Raw genomic sequence first — 15301 nt, forward strand, 5'->3', positions numbered from 1 at the left:
CCTCTCACCTCACCTCCACCACGTGCACCGCGGGCCGAGGTCTCGCCGCTGCCGCCCGATGCGCCGCCTTCAACTCCCGCGCCACCGCCTCCGGCGAGTCGCGCAGGCGGGTCGGCAGGGTCTGCACCACGAGGATCCCGGCGGCGGCGTAGCGCGAGTTGCGGGCGAGGGTGCGTTCGTAGTCGCGCGGGCCGTAGTGGAAGGCGCGTGAGTCGATCTCCCAGGCCAGGCCCACGTCGTCGTACCAGGCGTCCGGTCTCGCGATGACGAGGCCGGACGCGTCCGCGATCGTCGCGTTCCAGTGCGGGGTCGTCAGGCGGATCTTGCGGGAGAGGCGGCGGGCGTCCCGTTCCGCCACCGACTCCGCCCGGCCCAGGTCGCGGAGGACCTCGCGGGCCAGTTTGGTGCCGTAGCGGTTGGTGCGGGCCTCCACGCGCAACTCGTCAGGCGTGCAGAGGCGCCGTTGGACGGCGGCGGCCACCAAGGCCGTGGCCTCGTCAACAGAGCGCAGGAAGCGGCACGCGTCGACCACGGCTCGTGCTGTGGACACCACCGGGAAGCCGCCCACGTCGGATGATGGCGGCATCGGTGAGGCGCGTTCGAGGATGAGGGAGCCGCTGCCGCGCGCGGCGCCTGGTACCAGGAGGTGGATCTCCGGTGAGCGGGCCGGGAGGCCGTGGCGGCGGCAGGCCCAGGAACCCGTGACCACCGCGCCCGGGCCTGCTCTCAGGAGGGCCGCGGTGAGGTGTTGGTCCGGGGTGGGCGGGCCGTTGTGCAGCAGCACGACGCCTGGGTACATGCGCTGCCACGGCCCGCCCGAGGCGCACCTCCGCCACGGATCGGCCACCCCGAGGGACTTCAGGGTGGTGGTGCTGATGACTCCGAGATCGCTGCGTTCGCGCAGGTGTTCGATTCGCACGTCACCAGTGTGACGAAGACCACCGACAGTGTCCGGCGGTCAGCGCCGCGGCTGGCGCCTGGCGCGGTCGAAGACCATCAGGATCGAGCCGCCGACGAGCATCAGCACGCCGAGCAGCAGCGTCCACACGGGCGAGGTGCCGGTGTTGGCCAGGCGGTTGTCCTGGTGGACCGGGGGTGTGACCACGGTGGTGGTCTGCGGCGGCGTCGTGAGCCACGGCTTCGTCGTGGTCGTCACCGGCGGTGTGGTGGTGCCCGACGTCGTGGTCGTCACCGGCGGTGTGGTGGTGGTCGACGACGGCGGTGTGGTGGTCGTCGTGGTGGTGGACGACGGCGGCGTGGTCGTCGTCGAGTCGGTCGTCGTGGTGGTGGACGACGTCGTGGTCGTGGTCGTGGTGGTCGACTCCGTGGTGGTCGTCGTCACCGGCGGTGTCGTCGTGGTCGTGGACTCCGTCGTGGTGGTGACCGGCGGTGTCGTGGTCGTCGTGCACGGGGTGGTGGTCGTGGTCGGCGGAGTGGTGGTCGTCGAGGTCGGAGGCTCTTCACCTCTCGGCGACGGCGCGCGCCATCCGGGCTGTTTGCTGGGGCACCACGCAGCGGCGCACACCTGGCCATCCCCGGAGGCCGAGGCCTCCGGGGCGGCACCGTGCAGTGAGACGAGCGTCAACACTGCCCCGGCGGTGAGCACACCGATATAGGCGATACGTGACATACCTCGGATGGTGGCGCGCGGATACAACACACCGGGTCATAAGCACGCCCACGTCACCCGGCAGTGCGGGCGACATCGCCCGATCAGGTCCAGAAGACCGCGACCCCGATGTTCAGCACGACCAGTGACGCGGCCGTCGGCAGCAGCCACGACGGCGCCTTCGGCTTGTTCACGTTGATCGCGACGACGACGGCGATGGCCACGACGACCAGCAGCTTCACGCCGATCTTGACGTGGTCGTACTTCACGGAGTCGACCAGCGGGTCGATGCCCACCAGCGCGACACCGGTCAGCAGCTGCAGAGCCGCACCGTGCAGCCAGCCCTTGTTGACCGGCGCGTCCTTGCCGGCCTTGGCCTGCAACATGATCATCGCGACGAGCATGCCCATGCCCAGCAGGTGCAGGAACACCAGCAGCAGGCGTACGAACTCCACAGCTTTTTTCCTTATCGACGTCGAGTGGCCAGGTATCCCCGCACGCCCAGCACGCCGATGACCGTGCCGAACACGAGCGAGGCGATCACGAGCACCAGGTGCACGGTGAAGAACGCGGTAGGTCCGTCGCTGAACGAACGGGGGTCCTTCCAGATGTTCTTCAGGAACGTGGGCCAGATCACCCACGACCACACACCGAAAGCCACCAGGAAGAGTGACATCGGGCGCGAGAGCTTCACGCCGCCCAGTATCGGACGTGCTGGGTGCAAGCGGCTGAACGGGGGTGGATAGCCTGAACGTGTGCCCTTCCCAAAACGGCTCATCGTCGCCCTGGTCCTAGCAACGGCCACCGCCGCGTTCGCCGCACCGACGAGCACCGCACAGCAGGCCGCCGGCTCGGCGCAGTGCGCTAACCGCGAGACCCCGCCGCCACCGGTGGACACGTCCGAGCAGCCCGCGCCCGGCCAGAAGGCCCCGACGCCGCTCGAGGTGCCCGAGAACCCGATCGGCGGTGACCGGCTCGGCGAGTGCGGCCTGATCCTGCCGCCGAACTCGGCACAGCCGCCCAGCGGCACCACCGCGGCCTCGTGGCTGCTCGCGGACATGGACAGCGGCGCTGTCATCGCCGCGTACGACCCGCACGGCCGTCAGCGCCCTGCCAGCATCATGAAGGTGCTGCTCGCGATGGTCGTCGCCAAGGAACTGCGGGGCGACCTGGTCGTCACCGCCAGCGCCGAGGACATCGCGCAGGAGTGCACCTGCGTCGGCCTGCGCGACGGTGGCCAGTACACCGTCCGCCAGCTGCTGCACGGCCTGTTGCTCGCCTCGGGCAACGACGTGGCGCACACGCTGGCCCGTCAGCTCGGCGGCGTGCCGAACGCCCTGCGCAAGATGAACGCCATGGCCAAGGAGCTCGGCGCCCTCGACACCCGCGCCGTCACCCCGTCCGGCCTCGACGGCCCCGGCACGAGCACCTCGGCCTACGACGTCGCCCTGATCTTCCGCGGCGCGATGAAGTACGACGAGTTCGCGCAGGCCATCAAGCTGCCGCAGTCGCAGTTCCCCGGCAAGAACGGCGGAACGATCATGCTGCAGAACGACAACCGCCTGCTCGCGAACTACCAGGGCGCGCTCGGCGGCAAGACCGGCTTCACCGACGACTCCCAGCACACCTACGTGGGCGCGGCGGAGCGCAACGGCCGTCGTCTCGTCGTCGTGCTGCTGCGCGGCCAGCAGACGCCCACGCGCATCGACGCCCAGGCGGCCAAGCTGCTCGACTACGGCTTCGCGATGGGCCCCGGCGGCGTCGGCAAGCTCGTCGACGGCGCACCGCAGCCGAAGCAGAACGTCGTCCCGACGCAGAGCAGCAACGAGAGCCAGGACACCGCCGCGGCCACCGACCCGGAGACCGGCCGCCCGACGCCGACCGCGTTCGGCACCGTCGGCCTCCCGATCACGGCGGTCGCGGGCCTCGGCCTGCTGGCCGGTCTGGTGCTCTTCATCCGCAACAAGCGGGCCAAGGCGGCACGGGCACGCCGCCAGGCCCAGCAGCAGGCGGCACAGGGCGTCTGAGGCACGAAAGACGACGGCCCCGGCGCACCCGCGCCGGGGCCGTTCTCGTGCACTACCGCTGTGAGGCCGCCACGACGAGCGTCGAGGAGATGTGCCCGTACCCGGCGTCGGCCGGGAGGAAGAGCGTCTCGATGCCGCTCAGGTCGCGGTTCGCCGCGGCCATCGGCAGCTCGTGCGCCAGGTCGCCGCCACCGCGCACGCCCCGCACGACCACGCCGGCGCCCACCGCGCGGCAGTAGTCGACCAGCAGCCGTCCGGCGCTCGAGTCCACCCGCACGTTCGCCAGGTCAGCGGTCAACTCGCCCAGCAGGGCGAGGCGTTCGGGCAGGGGAAGCCGCCCGGTCTTCGCCGGGTTGGTCAGGACGCACACGACCACCTCGTCGAACATGCCCGCTGCCCGGCGCACGACGTTGAGGTGGCCCTGCGTCGCGGGATCGAAGGAACCGGGGAACACGGCGCGCACGGCCGGGCCTACTTGCGACGCCAGCGGAAGCCGAGCAGCGCTCCTGCCACCGCCCCGGCTCCCAGCATCAGCGACGGCGAGGGCCCCTCGCGCACGGAGACGACGGGCTGGATCACCGCGGGCGGCGGCGCCTTCACGACCTCCGGCTCGACGTTCTCCTTCGCCGTGGCCGTCCAGGCCGTGATGAACAGGATGAACTGCGCCACCAGGTTCGCGAACACCAGCACACCGATCACGGACCCGAACGCGGCCGAGGTCGGCGACTTGGTCGTGAACGACAGGAAGATCGTCGCCGTCTGCTTCAAGATCTCGAACCCGACCGCGCCGGCGAACGCGCCCTTGACCGCGCTGCGCCAGCCGACGGGCTTGCGCGGCAGCCGTGAGAGCACCCACAGGAACACGAGCCAGTTCGCGAGCAGCGACAGCACGATCGTGCCGATCCGCAGCAGCACGTGCGCCCAACCGGCGTTCTCGAGCCCCATCCACCTCAGGATCAGCTCGGCGAACCCGGTGCCCACCGCCGTGATACCGAACGACAGCACGATCGCGAGGCCCAGGCCGATCAACGACAGCAGGTCGCGCCACAGCGTGCCGAGGAACGGCAGTTCCCCCTTCGCCTGGCCCCACTGCGCGGTCAGGGCGTCACGGAGGTTGCTCATCCAGCCGAGACCGGAGTACGCGGCGCCGAGCAGACCGATGATGCCGACGGTGCCCTTGGACTCCAGGGCGGTGTCCACGGCCTCGTTGATCTGCTCGCGCAACTGCTGGTCCGGCACGGCCTCGGCGATGCTCTGCCGCAGCGATGCGAGCAACTCCGGCTGCGACTGCAGGACGAAACCGGCGACCGCGAACCCGATCATCAGGATCGGCACGAGCGAGAGCACGCTGAAGTACGTCACCGCAGCGGCGTGCTGTGCCCCGTACCTCTGGTCGTAGCGCTCATACGCACGCATGATGTGGTCGAGCCACCGGTACTTCTGCCGCCACTTGTCCACGCATAAGACGCTAATGCACCTGCCTTACTCAGGCAGAACAAAGCCGATCTTCTCGTACGTCCGGCGCAACGTCCCGGAGGCCACCTCACGGGCGCGTTCGGCGCCACGGGCGAGGATCTTGTCCAGCGACGCCACGTCGTCGAGGTACGTCTTCACGCGCTCCTGCACCGGCGTGACCCACTCGGTGAAGACCTCGCCGAGGTCCTTCTTCAGGTCGCCGTAGCCCTTGCCGTCGTAGTCCTGCACCAGCGACTCGACCGTGCGGTCCGTGAGCGCCGAGTAGATCGAGAGCAGGTTCGAGACGCCCGGCTTGTTCTCGACGTCGAAGACGATCTCGCGGCCCGTGTCGGTGACCGCGGACCGGATCTTCTTGGCCGAGCGCTTCGGGTCCTCGAGCAGCTCGACGACACCGCCGGGCACCGACTTGCTCATCTTCGACGTCGGGTCCTGCAGGTCGAAGATCTTGGCCGTGTCCTTGACGATGTACGCCTCGGGCAGCCGGAACGTCTTGCCGTAACGCGAGTTGAAGCGCGTCGCGAGGTCGCGGGTCAGCTCCAGGTGCTGGCGCTGGTCCTCGCCGACCGGCACGTAGTGCGCCTGGTACAGCAGGATGTCCGCGGCCTGCAGGATCGGGTACGTGAACAGGCCCACGCCGACGGACTGCTCCTGGCGCGCCGACTTGTCCTTGAACTGCGTCATCCGCGACGCCTCGCCGAAGCCGGTCATGCACTGCATGACCCAGCCGAGCTGGGCGTGTTCCGGGACGTGGGACTGCACGAACAGCGTCGCGCGGTCCGGGTCGATGCCCAGCGCGAGCAGCTGGGCGGCCGAGACGCGGGTGTTCTGGCGCAGGGTCTTCGGGTCCTGCTCCACGGTTATCGCGTGCAGGTCGACGACGCAGTAGAACGCGTCGTGGGCCTCCTGCAGGGCCACCCACTGCCGCACCGCACCCAGGTAGTTGCCGAGGTGGAACGACCCGGCCGTCGGCTGGATGCCGGACAGGACGCGGGGGCGCTTCGCGGGCGCGGTGGTGCTGGTGGTGCTTTCTGCGGGCGCGTTCTCCGTGGACACGGACGAAATCTTCTCAGACCGGGGTGGATCAGTTCTGCGTGGTGTCCTGCTGGACGAGGTCGATGCGCTGGTTCGCGGCGACGACCGGGGCCGGCTTGCGGCGCTTCACCAGGCCGTACACCAGACCGCCGACGCCCGCGGTGACCGCGATCAGGCCGACGGGTCCAGCGGCCGTGCCGGTCATGCTGCTCTCGACCGCAGCGCTCACTACAAGACTCATGCCGTGCACTTGCCGAGCCTCCCCATGGCACAGATCCACCCCGGAACGGGTGAACCTCGCTGACTGAATGGCCGCCAAGCTACCGATCACCGGTAGCGTCTACGCGCCGATTCAGACTATCGGTCACTGATGATCGGTTCGCACTCGCCCATATGTCGTAGTCCGCTGACGGGCGTTACGCCCTGCTAGTGAAGCCAGGGTCTCGAGCTCACTCACCGTGCGCGCCGATCCGTGCTCCGAGCCTGCCATGCGGCTGATGGTCTCCTCCATCAAAGTGCCGCCGATGTCGTTCGCGCCTCCGTTGAGGATCTCCGCGGTGCCCTCGTCGCCGAGCTTGACCCACGAGCACTGGATGTTGTCGACGCGTCCGTGCAGCGCCAACCGTGCGAACGCGTGCACGGCCCGGTTGTCGCGGCGGGAAGGACCGGGACGGGCGACGCCGGCCAGGTAGATCGGGGCGTTGCGGTGCACGAACGGCAGCGCGACGAACTCGGTGAGCCCGCCGGTGCGGTCCTGGAGCTTCGCGAGGACGCGGAAGTGCGTGAGCCAGTGGCCGGGGTGGTCGACGTGGCCGTACATCATCGTGCTGGACGAGCGAATGCCCAGCTCGTGGGCCGTTCCGACGACGTCGAGCCAGGTCGCGGTCGGCAGCTTGCCCTTGGTGAGCACCCACCGGACGTCGTCGTCGAGGATCTCGGCGGCCGTGCCGGGGATCGTGTCGAGGCCGGCTTCCTTCAGCTCCGTGAGCCACTCACGGACGCTCACGCCCGCCTTCGCCGCGGCGGACACGATCTCCATCGGGCTGAACGCGTGGACGTGCATCCCGGGGATGCGCTTCTTGATCGCGCGCACGACGTCGGCGTAGTACGTCACCGGCAGCTTGGGGTCGATGCCGCCCTGCATGCAGACCTCGGTGGCGCCGTCGTCCCACGCCTCCTGCGCGCGGTCGGCGACCTCCTCCGCGCTCAGCCTGAAGGCGTCCGCGTCGCGCTCGCGCTGGGCGAAGGCGCAGAAGCGGCAACCGACGTAGCAGACGTTGGAGAAGTTGATGTTCCGGTTGACGACGTACGTGACGTCGTCGCCGACCACCTCGCGCCGCAGGTCGTCGGCGAGCTTGACCATCTCCTCCAGTGCGTCACCGTCCGCGGTGAGGAGCGCCATCGCGGCGTCGGTGTCGTCGAGGATCGCGCCGGGGTCGTTCGCCGCGATCTTCAGTCCACGTTGGACGTCCTCGGAAAGCCGTTGGGGCGCAACGGGGATCTTCAGCTCGTCCCAGTCGCCGTAGACCTCGTCGAAGTCGCCGCGGCGGTCGCTCGTGCGGCCCTCGGTGTCGATCGCGGTGTTGAGGTCGGCGCGGCCGTAGGTGTCGAGGCCGCCGTCGGGCTCCTGCCACTCGCGGCCGACGACTTCCGCGTCCGGATTCGCGAGGCCGTTCTCCAGCGCCAGCGCGGAAACGTGCGTCGTGAGCCTCGTGTCGATCCACTGCCCCACCGCCGCGCGGACGTAGCGCGGGTAGACGTTCAGCCGTTCCTGCAAGGAGAAACCGGCTTGGCGGGTGATCTCGGCGAGCTGGTCGACCTGAGGCCACGGCTTCTCGGGGTTCACGTGGTCCGGCGTGACCGGCGAGACGCCGCCCCAGTCGTCGACGCCCGCGCGCAGCATGAGGTCGAACTCGCCGCCGACGAGGTTCGGCGGCGCCTGCACGCTCACGGTCGACGGCATCACCAGGCGTGCCACGGCGATCGTGGCCGCGAGCTCGGTCAGGTCGGCGTCGGGCATGCCGCGCATCGCCGTGTCCGGCTTGGCGCGGAAGTTCTGGATGATGACTTCCTGGATGTGCCCGTACTGCTTCGCGATCTGACGCATCGCGAGCAACGACTCGGCGCGCTCGGCGATCGTCTCGCCGATGCCGATGAGGATCCCGGTGGTGAACGGGACGTTGACGCGGCCGGCGTCGGTCAGCACCCGCAGGCGGACGGCGGGGTCCTTGTCGGGACTGCCGTAGTGCGGGCCGCCCTTCTCGCTCCAGAGACGTTCCGCGGTGGTCTCGAGCATCATGCCCATGCTGGACGCCACGGGCCGCAGCCGCGTCAGCTCCTCCCAGCTCAGCACGCCGGGGTTGAGGTGCGGCAGCAGCCCGGTCTCCTCCAGCACCGCGATGGCGCTCGCCCGCACGTAGTCCAAAGTGGACTCATATCCGCGCGCGTCCAGCCACTCCTTCGCGGCGGGCCAGCGGTCCTCCGGCCGGTCGCCCAGCGTGAACAGCGCTTCCTTGCAGCCCTGCGCGGCCCCGGCGCGCGCGATCGCCAGCACCTCGTCGCGTTCGAGGAACGCCGCGGGCACCTTGTGCGGCACCGTCGCGAACGTGCAGTAGTGGCACCGGTCCCGGCACAGCCTCGTCAGCGGGATGAACACCGACCGGCTGTACGTGACGATCCCAGCGCGCCCCTCGGCGAGAAGGTGCGCGTCCCGCACCTTGCCCGCCGCGGTGAGCAACGCGTCGAGGTCGTCCTCGCGCGCGTGCAGCAACACGGCGGCCTCTGTCGCGTCGAGCACGGCACCGTCGGAAGCCCGGCGCAGAGCACGCCTCATGGCCGCCGCGCTCGGACGGGGCTGCGGTGGGGTTAGCGAGATGTCCACTGCCACGTCAACGACCTTAGGCCGCCGAAATTCCTGATCAGGTGGGACGGGCTGTGGGACATCCCACTTCACCGCACCGCGACCAGCAGTTCCGTGTTCCGGTCGAGCGGCGTGCCCAGCGGGTCCGTCCGCGAGTGGATGTCGTTGTAGGTGAACTCGCGGCACAGGCTGGCGAGCCCCTGATCGCTGCGGTCGTCGTAGTCGACCTGATAGGGCGCGTCGGCCTCCAGCAAGGTCGTGAACAGCGACAACGTGCCGTCCCCGTTGTCCGCGACCTCGATCACGCGGGCGTGCTGCGGGTAGTCGACGTGGGCCGCGGTGTTGATCTCCCAGAAGCTCCGCGACGGCGTGGCGTGCCGGTGCGGCGTGATCACGTTGCGGTGCGTGTGGCCGTTGACCCACGCCAGCACGTTCGGGAACCGGTGCAGGAGGTTGAGGAGCGCGTCGCCGTTCATGCGCGGGTCCAGGGGCCTGCGCCTGTCCGGCAGCACGTTGCCCATCGTCGTGGACGTGTGGTGGCTGAAGAGCACGAACAGCTCGTCGGTGACGTTCTGCCGTTGCGGCAGCCCGAGCCAGTCGTAGTAGAGCGAACTGTTGCGCTTGAGGGTCCGCTCGATCCAGTTGAGCTGATGGAGCCCTATCGAGCCCGTGGAGAACCCAGCGAGGTTCGTGGTGTCCATGCTGATGCCCGTGACACCAGGCGCCATCCGGAACGTGTAGAAGACGTCCACACCATCCGCGTTGGCGTCCGTGTACCCGTGACCACCCGACGGCAGATGCTTGCGCACGTACTCAGCGGTGGTGAACAGCCGTCGGCGATCATCAGGCGTCACGGTCCGGACGACGCCACTCGTTCCGAGGATCGCCATCGCTTCCGGGATCGCCTTGGGATCGTGGAACGCTTGCGCCACTTTCGCGTTCTGCACGGGGTCACCGAACCCGACGATCTTCTTGCGCCCGGTGTACCAGCCGTCGAGCAGCCCGTCCGGCAACGCCCCGACCACGCTGTCGTCGTGGTTGCCGATCGTCGCGTACCAGGGGATGTCCAGCCCGGGGCTCGTGAACGTGCGGACGGCCGCGTCGAGCAGCCCCGGCAACTGCGGGAAGCCCTTGGCCTTGTAGTCGTCGGCGCCGCTCAGGTCGGGCTGCCAGAACGTGCTGATGCCCGCGTTCTGCACACCTTCGTACCTGCTGTCACCGGTGTTCGGCGTGATGCGGCCGCCGTTGAGGACGGTGAGGAACCAGTCGAGCTCGACGTTCTCGTGGTTGTCGGTGTTGTCGCCGGTCGTCATAAGGAAGTCGAAGGGCCTGCCGGTGAGCGGGCCGTTCTTGACGGCGTTGACCCTTCTCACGAGGCTCGTCGAGCCCTGCGTGGTGAGCGCCTCCTGCGGCCGGTGCGCGCTGGAGCCCATGACGGGGTGCAGGTACTCGAAGCGCAGCGGACTCTGCGCGTCGCAGATGTGCATGTCGCTGAACTGCACGAAGCTGGCCAGGGCCTTCCTGCGGGCCTCCCGGTTCGGCTTGGCCTGGATGAGGTCGCTGCGGACGACCGTCGGCCAGCCCGGGCCCGCCTGGAGCCTGCGGTAGCCGCTGGTGCCGGTTGGCGTGGCGGTGGTTTCCAGCGTGGTGCCCGCTGTGGACGCAAACGCTTGGCGGTCGAGGAGGGGGACGCCTGCCGCGCCCATGCCCACGCCCATCGCCAGGAGGAAGGACCGCCGGTTGAACCCTGTCATGCCGCCCCCGATTCATCGATGGTGAATCGTGTTCATGTTCAGGGAGCGGGTGGGTGGAATCGAGGGGGCAGGTGGGTGACAAGAGCGATAAAGGCTGGTCGGGCTGGGCCAGTCGGTTCAGTCGGCGTCGCTCAGCCCAGACCCGCGAGCAGTTGGTGCAAGTGCTCCTCGAGCTGTGGGCGTTTCTCGGTGAGCACCTGCCACACGAGCGCGTCGTTCACGCTGGCGTAGCCGTGGATCAGGATGTTGCGGAGGCCACGACGCGGGGCAGGTCCGGCATGGAGGCAGCGAGGTACGGAGAGACCTTCGACAGGTTGTTCAGCGCCTCGCCGACGATCTCGAACTGCCGCTCGACAGCGGACCGGAGCATCGCGTCGGCTTCGTAGTCCGCGAAGGTCTTGCCGCTGCTGAACTCGGCCAACAGCTCAACCGCACGCAGGGCGTCCCACAGGTACGTGCGGGGATCACGCCGCATACAGGTTTTCCTTGGTGTCCATGACCTGCCGGCGGAAGTAGGGGTTGCGGATGCTGCCGTCGACGACCAGGTCGACGGGCTTGCCGAGGATCCGCTCCAGCCCTTCCTTCAGCGCGAAGTAGGTGCCGAAGTGGTCGAAGTCGTCCTGAGTCTCGAAGTCGACGAGGAGGTCCACGTCGCTGGTCGTCACGTCGAACGAATCACCGGTCGCGGATCCGAACACGTCGAGACGCCGGACCTTCAGCGTCCGGCACAGGTCCTCGATCTCGCCCAGTTTGGCCGCGACTACCTCGTGCACCCTCGTCACCTCCTCGGAGACGATTGTGCCCGATCTGGGAGGCCGGGTCAGTCCGAGTACACGACCGTCACCGGCGCGTGGTCCGACCAGCGCTCCGCATACGTGGCCGCCCGCTCCACCACAGCCGACGAGGCCCGCCCAGCCAACCCCTCGGTAGCGACCTGGTAGTCGATCCGCCACCCGGAATCGTTGTCGAACGCCTTCCCCCGGTAAGACCACCACGAGTAGGGCCCAGCCACATCGGGGTGCAAGGACCGGACCACGTCGTGGTACCCGGACGAGAACACCGAAGTCATCCACTCCCGCTCATAAGGCAGGAACCCGGACTCCTTCTGATTCGTCTTCCAGTTCTTCAGATCCGCCTGCTGGTGCGCGATGTTCCAGTCCCCGCACACGAGCACCTCACGCCCGGAAACCGCCGCCTTCTCCCGCAACGACACCAGGTACGGCAGGAACGCGGCCATGAACCGGTCCTTCTCGTCCTGCCGAGGCGTGCCCACGTCACCGGAAGGCAGGTACAGGGACGCAACCACCACGCCGGGCAGTTCGATCTCCACGTACCGGCCGCTCGCCTCGAACTCGGCGGCACCGAAGCCCACACGCACAGAGGTGGGTTCAACGCGCGAGAGCACACCAACGCCGGCGCGGCCCTTCAAAGAAGAAGGCGCGTACACGCCGTGCCAGCCGGCAGGCGAGTGGACATCAGCAGCCAACTCGGAAGGTTCGGCGCGGACTTCCTGCAGGCACACCACATCAGCGGAGGAAGCAGCGAGCCACGAGAGGTAGCCCTTCTTCGCCGCGGCGCGCAGACCGTTGACGTTGACCGTGGAGACCGTGAGCACGACGAGGGAGCCTACTTGGAGGCCAGGCCCCAGGGTTTCGGGTACTCGGCGTCGCAGCGCGCGCAGTGGGCGGTGAGGTCCAGGTACGCGACGAGGGTGGCCATCTCGTCGCGGGGCAGGGCGAGCTGGCGTTGGCCGTCGATCTCCGTGTAGAGGCCCTGCCACTCGGGGTCGCAGGAGCACTGCGTGACGCTCTTGCCTCTGCCCCACCGGAACATGTTGCGCAGCATGCGCTCGAGTTTACTTGCAGGTCGAATCGCTGGTCAGCGCTACGAAGGACTGGCTGACCCAGCGGCGGTCGCTGAGCATGCGGTAGCCGTTCTCGACCCTCGCCTGGGCGTCGGTGACGGCGTCGCGCGGCATGGTCGAGACGATCGGCTGCATGTCGCCGGGGCCCGAGCGGACGTTGAGGATGTCCGCGGTCACGGTGACCTTGCAGATCTCCGCGGACTTGTCGCCGCTGTCCATCGGCTTGCCGCCGTTCACCGCGTACATGACGCCGGCGACGCCCAGCACCCCAATCACGATCAGACCCCTGACCGGAACACCCAGCATGACGCCCTCCCGAACCACGAACTGCTTCAAGCAGCAGATATAGCGGCAAAAACGGCAAGGAGGACGGCCGGCGGCGGCAACCACCCGCAAGAGGAACCGACCGGGTGACGCGCAACGAGAAAAGCCACCCCGGAGTGACCGGGGTGGCTTTTCTCAGAGGGCGCGGATCAGAACGACGCCATCTTCTTCTTGAGGTTCTCGTCGAGCGCGGCGAGGAAGTCCTCGGTGGTCAGCCACTCCTGGTCCTTGCTGATCAGCAGGGCCAGGTCCTTGGTCATCTGACCGGCCTCGACCGTCTCGATGACGACGGACTCGAGCGCCTCGGCGAAGCGGATCACCTCGGGGGTGTTGTCCAGCTTGCCGCGGTGCATGAGGCCGCGGGTCCACGCGAAGATCGACGCGATCGGGTTCGTGGAGGTCGGCTTGCCGGCCTGGTGCTGGCGGAAGTGACGCGTCACGGTGCCGTGCGCGGCCTCGGCCTCGACCGTCTTGCCGTCCGGCGTCATCAGGACCGACGTCATGAGGCCGAGCGAGCCGAAGCCCTGCGCGACCGTGTCGGACTGGACGTCACCGTCGTAGTTCTTGCACGCCCAGACGTAGCCGCCCTCCCACTTCATCGCGGCGGCGACCATGTCGTCGATCAGGCGGTGCTCGTAGGTGAGGCCCTTGGCGTCGAAGTCCGCCTTGAACTCCTCGTCGAACACGCGCTGGAAGATGTCCTTGAACTGGCCGTCGTAGGCCTTCAGGATCGTGTTCTTCGTGGACATGTAGACGGGGTAGCCCCGCTGCAGGCCGTAGGAGAACGAGGCGCGGGCGAAGTCCTCGATGGACTTGTTGTAGTTGTACATGCCCATCGCCACACCGCCCTCCGCCGGGAACTCGGTGACGACGTGCTCGATCGGGTCCGAGCCGTCCTCCGGCTGGAACGTGATCGTGAGCTTGCCGGCGCCGGGCACCTTGAAGTTGGTGGCCTTGTACTGGTCGCCGTGCGCGTGACGGCCGATGATGATCGGCTTCGTCCAGCCGGGGACCAGGCGCGGGACGTTCGAGATGATGATCGGCTCGCGGAAGACGACACCGCCGAGGATGTTGCGGATCGTGCCGTTCGGCGAGACCCACATCTTCTTGAGGCCGAACTCCTCGACGCGCGCCTCGTCCGGCGTGATCGTGGCGCACTTGACGCCGACGCCGTGCTTCTTGATGGCGTTGGCGGCGTCGATCGTGACCTGGTCGTCCGTGGCGTCCCGGTGCTCGATGCCCAGGTCGTAGTACTCCAGAGTGACGTCCAGGTACGGGTGGATCAGCTTGTCCTTGATGAACTGCCAGATGATCCGGGTCATCTCGTCGCCGTCGAGCTCGACGACGGTGCCCTGAACCTTGATCTTGCCCATAACTCCGGGCGCTCCTCTCGCGACGATGCAAGCAAGACAAGCGTACTGGTAAACCGTCCGTCCGCGCCTGCGACCCTGGTTACACCGATTCAGGATCGCGGTCGGTCGACCGGCTCACGTGCTCCCACTTGTCGATTTCCGCAGTCCGTGCCTGGTCTGCCAGGCGCACCATATCCACCGCGTCGCTGCCCAGCAGCAGACACAGCGGCGGCTCGTCCATGGCTACCACGTCGAGCATGACCTTCGCCGCCTTGGCCGGGTCACCGGGCATGTTGCCGTCCGCGCCGCGGACCATGCCGAGGAGTACCCCGACGGACGGAACGTAGTCCGGTCCGTGCTCGGTCACCACCAGGGAGCTGCCGGTCCAGTCCGTCTGCATGCCGCCGAGCTCGATCAGCGTCGAACGGACCCCGAACGGCGCGCACTCGGCGGCGAGCGTCTCGTTGAACCCGCGCAGCGCGAACTTCGACATCACGTACGGGCCGAGGCCGCCGCCCAGCGCGGTGTGGCCCGCGGTCGAGCCGGCGTGCAGGAAGTGCCCCGACCGCTGCGCGCGGAGCACCGGCAGCGCGGCGCGGGTGACGTTGACGGCGCCCCACAGGTTGACCTCCAGCTGGTCGCGGAAGTCCTCCTCCGAGCACTCCTCGATCGACGTGACCCTGCCGGCGCCCGCGTTGTTCAGCACGACGTCGAGCCGCCCGAACTCGCGCACCGCGGTCGCCACGGCCTCCCGCGCCTGAGCGGCGTTTCTCACGTCGAGTGCAACAGATCTGACCCTGTCGCCGTGTTGGGAGACGAGGTCGTCGAGAGCGCGCGGGTCCCGTGCGGTCGCGACGAGCCGGTGCCCGGCGGCGAGAACGGCCTCCGCGGTCTTGCGGCCGACGCCGCGGGAACTGCCGGTGATGAGCCACACCTGCGTCATGTCCGTGCTCCATCCGTCGGAAATCAGTTGTCCGCGGATATGGAGTTGCTGCCGTGGCGC

At 68.5% G+C, this 15301-nt stretch carries 20 protein-coding genes; 2 read left to right on the forward strand and 18 right to left on the reverse strand.

The window, feature by feature from the left end; all coding sequences use genetic code 11:
• Positions 1 to 4 precede the first annotated feature (4 nt).
• Both BMY74_RS12945 and BMY74_RS45000 read right to left on the reverse strand, forming a co-directional pair.
• On the reverse strand, positions 5 to 919 hold the full coding sequence (locus BMY74_RS12945; RefSeq protein WP_245786084.1) for a hypothetical protein: 915 nt from the start codon (positions 917 to 919) through the stop codon (positions 5 to 7).
• A gap of 39 nt (positions 920 to 958) precedes the next feature.
• Positions 959 to 1105 (reverse strand): LPXTG cell wall anchor domain-containing protein, encoded by a 147-nt coding sequence (locus tag BMY74_RS45000; RefSeq protein ID WP_177229721.1) that lies wholly within the window; start codon positions 1103 to 1105, stop codon positions 959 to 961.
• Between BMY74_RS45000 and BMY74_RS45005 the strand changes: the two genes are divergently transcribed.
• Entirely contained in the window at positions 1098 to 1616 is a 519-nt protein-coding gene (locus BMY74_RS45005) for a hypothetical protein (protein WP_177229722.1), read from the forward strand. The genes BMY74_RS45000 and BMY74_RS45005 overlap by 8 nt on opposite strands.
• Before the next feature lie 97 nt (positions 1617 to 1713).
• Here BMY74_RS45005 and BMY74_RS12955 read toward each other — a convergent pair whose 3' ends face one another.
• Both BMY74_RS12955 and BMY74_RS12960 read right to left on the reverse strand, forming a co-directional pair.
• Entirely contained in the window at positions 1714 to 2064 is a 351-nt protein-coding gene (locus BMY74_RS12955; RefSeq protein ID WP_089914898.1) for a hypothetical protein, read from the reverse strand.
• A gap of 11 nt (positions 2065 to 2075) precedes the next feature.
• Positions 2076 to 2303: an SCO4848 family membrane protein gene (locus BMY74_RS12960; protein ID WP_089914901.1), complete on the reverse strand. Its 228-nt coding sequence runs from the start codon at positions 2301 to 2303 to the stop codon at positions 2076 to 2078.
• 61 nt (positions 2304 to 2364) lie between these two features.
• Here BMY74_RS12960 and BMY74_RS12965 point away from each other — a divergent pair, with 61 nt between their 5' ends.
• Positions 2365 to 3636, forward strand: a complete 1272-nt coding sequence (locus BMY74_RS12965) for a D-alanyl-D-alanine carboxypeptidase family protein (RefSeq protein WP_089914904.1) — start codon at positions 2365 to 2367, stop codon at positions 3634 to 3636.
• A gap of 52 nt (positions 3637 to 3688) precedes the next feature.
• Here BMY74_RS12965 and coaD read toward each other — a convergent pair whose 3' ends face one another.
• The 14 genes from coaD to BMY74_RS13025 form a co-directional block, all read right to left on the reverse strand.
• On the reverse strand, positions 3689 to 4099 hold the full coding sequence (coaD, locus tag BMY74_RS12970) for a pantetheine-phosphate adenylyltransferase (protein WP_089914906.1): 411 nt from the start codon (positions 4097 to 4099) through the stop codon (positions 3689 to 3691).
• A gap of 8 nt (positions 4100 to 4107) precedes the next feature.
• Positions 4108 to 5094: an inner membrane protein YhjD gene (yhjD, locus tag BMY74_RS12975; RefSeq protein WP_245786085.1), complete on the reverse strand. Its 987-nt coding sequence runs from the start codon at positions 5092 to 5094 to the stop codon at positions 4108 to 4110.
• A gap of 24 nt (positions 5095 to 5118) precedes the next feature.
• Positions 5119 to 6165 (reverse strand): tryptophan--tRNA ligase, encoded by a 1047-nt coding sequence (gene trpS, locus BMY74_RS12980; protein ID WP_089914909.1) that lies wholly within the window; start codon positions 6163 to 6165, stop codon positions 5119 to 5121.
• Between the two features lie 28 nt (positions 6166 to 6193).
• Complete coding sequence (locus BMY74_RS44175; RefSeq protein ID WP_143091559.1) at positions 6194 to 6385, reverse strand: hypothetical protein; 192 nt, start codon at positions 6383 to 6385, stop codon at positions 6194 to 6196.
• A 123-nt stretch (positions 6386 to 6508) separates the two neighbouring features.
• Positions 6509 to 9031, reverse strand: coding sequence for a bifunctional FO biosynthesis protein CofGH (locus tag BMY74_RS12985; RefSeq protein ID WP_089914911.1), 2523 nt, complete (start codon positions 9029 to 9031; stop codon positions 6509 to 6511).
• Positions 9032 to 9093: 62 nt separating this feature from the next.
• Positions 9094 to 10758: a TIGR03767 family metallophosphoesterase gene (locus BMY74_RS12990; protein ID WP_089914914.1), complete on the reverse strand. Its 1665-nt coding sequence runs from the start codon at positions 10756 to 10758 to the stop codon at positions 9094 to 9096.
• Between the two features lie 131 nt (positions 10759 to 10889).
• Positions 10890 to 10979 (reverse strand): hypothetical protein, encoded by a 90-nt coding sequence (locus BMY74_RS46815; protein WP_342716741.1) that lies wholly within the window; start codon positions 10977 to 10979, stop codon positions 10890 to 10892.
• 17 nt (positions 10980 to 10996) lie between these two features.
• Complete coding sequence (locus tag BMY74_RS12995) at positions 10997 to 11233, reverse strand: HepT-like ribonuclease domain-containing protein (protein WP_245786087.1); 237 nt, start codon at positions 11231 to 11233, stop codon at positions 10997 to 10999.
• Positions 11223 to 11531 (reverse strand): nucleotidyltransferase family protein, encoded by a 309-nt coding sequence (locus tag BMY74_RS13000; RefSeq protein WP_089914917.1) that lies wholly within the window; start codon positions 11529 to 11531, stop codon positions 11223 to 11225. Before BMY74_RS13000 ends, BMY74_RS12995 begins: the two co-directional genes overlap by 11 nt.
• A gap of 47 nt (positions 11532 to 11578) precedes the next feature.
• Positions 11579 to 12373, reverse strand: a complete 795-nt coding sequence (locus BMY74_RS13005) for an exodeoxyribonuclease III (protein WP_089914920.1) — start codon at positions 12371 to 12373, stop codon at positions 11579 to 11581.
• A gap of 11 nt (positions 12374 to 12384) precedes the next feature.
• Positions 12385 to 12603, reverse strand: coding sequence for a hypothetical protein (locus BMY74_RS13010; RefSeq protein WP_089914923.1), 219 nt, complete (start codon positions 12601 to 12603; stop codon positions 12385 to 12387).
• 10 nt (positions 12604 to 12613) lie between these two features.
• Positions 12614 to 12958: an SH3 domain-containing protein gene (locus BMY74_RS13015; protein ID WP_143091560.1), complete on the reverse strand. Its 345-nt coding sequence runs from the start codon at positions 12956 to 12958 to the stop codon at positions 12614 to 12616.
• A 137-nt stretch (positions 12959 to 13095) separates the two neighbouring features.
• Positions 13096 to 14319 carry an NADP-dependent isocitrate dehydrogenase gene (locus tag BMY74_RS13020; RefSeq protein WP_089914928.1) on the reverse strand — a complete coding sequence of 408 codons (1224 nt, stop codon included), beginning with the start codon at positions 14317 to 14319 and terminating at the stop codon, positions 13096 to 13098.
• A 79-nt stretch (positions 14320 to 14398) separates the two neighbouring features.
• Complete coding sequence (locus tag BMY74_RS13025) at positions 14399 to 15241, reverse strand: SDR family NAD(P)-dependent oxidoreductase (protein ID WP_089914931.1); 843 nt, start codon at positions 15239 to 15241, stop codon at positions 14399 to 14401.
• Positions 15242 to 15301: the final 60 nt, after the last annotated feature.

It is taken from the genome of Lentzea albida, from assembly GCF_900111005.1.
GTDB lineage: Bacteria > Actinomycetota > Actinomycetes > Mycobacteriales > Pseudonocardiaceae > Lentzea > Lentzea albida.

Coding starts and splice junctions, on each gene's coding strand:
- BMY74_RS44175 (WP_143091559.1), bottom strand. CDS start 6,385: ATGAGTCTTGTAGTGAGCGCTGCGGTCGAGAGCAGCATGACCGGCACG.
- BMY74_RS12990 (WP_089914914.1), bottom strand. CDS start 10,758: ATGACAGGGTTCAACCGGCGGTCCTTCCTCCTGGCGATGGGCGTGGGC.
- BMY74_RS12995 (WP_245786087.1), bottom strand. CDS start 11,233: ATGCGGCGTGATCCCCGCACGTACCTGTGGGACGCCCTGCGTGCGGTT.
- BMY74_RS13010 (WP_089914923.1), bottom strand. CDS start 12,603: ATGCTGCGCAACATGTTCCGGTGGGGCAGAGGCAAGAGCGTCACGCAG.
- BMY74_RS13020 (WP_089914928.1), bottom strand. CDS start 14,319: ATGGGCAAGATCAAGGTTCAGGGCACCGTCGTCGAGCTCGACGGCGAC.
- BMY74_RS13025 (WP_089914931.1), bottom strand. CDS start 15,241: ATGACGCAGGTGTGGCTCATCACCGGCAGTTCCCGCGGCGTCGGCCGC.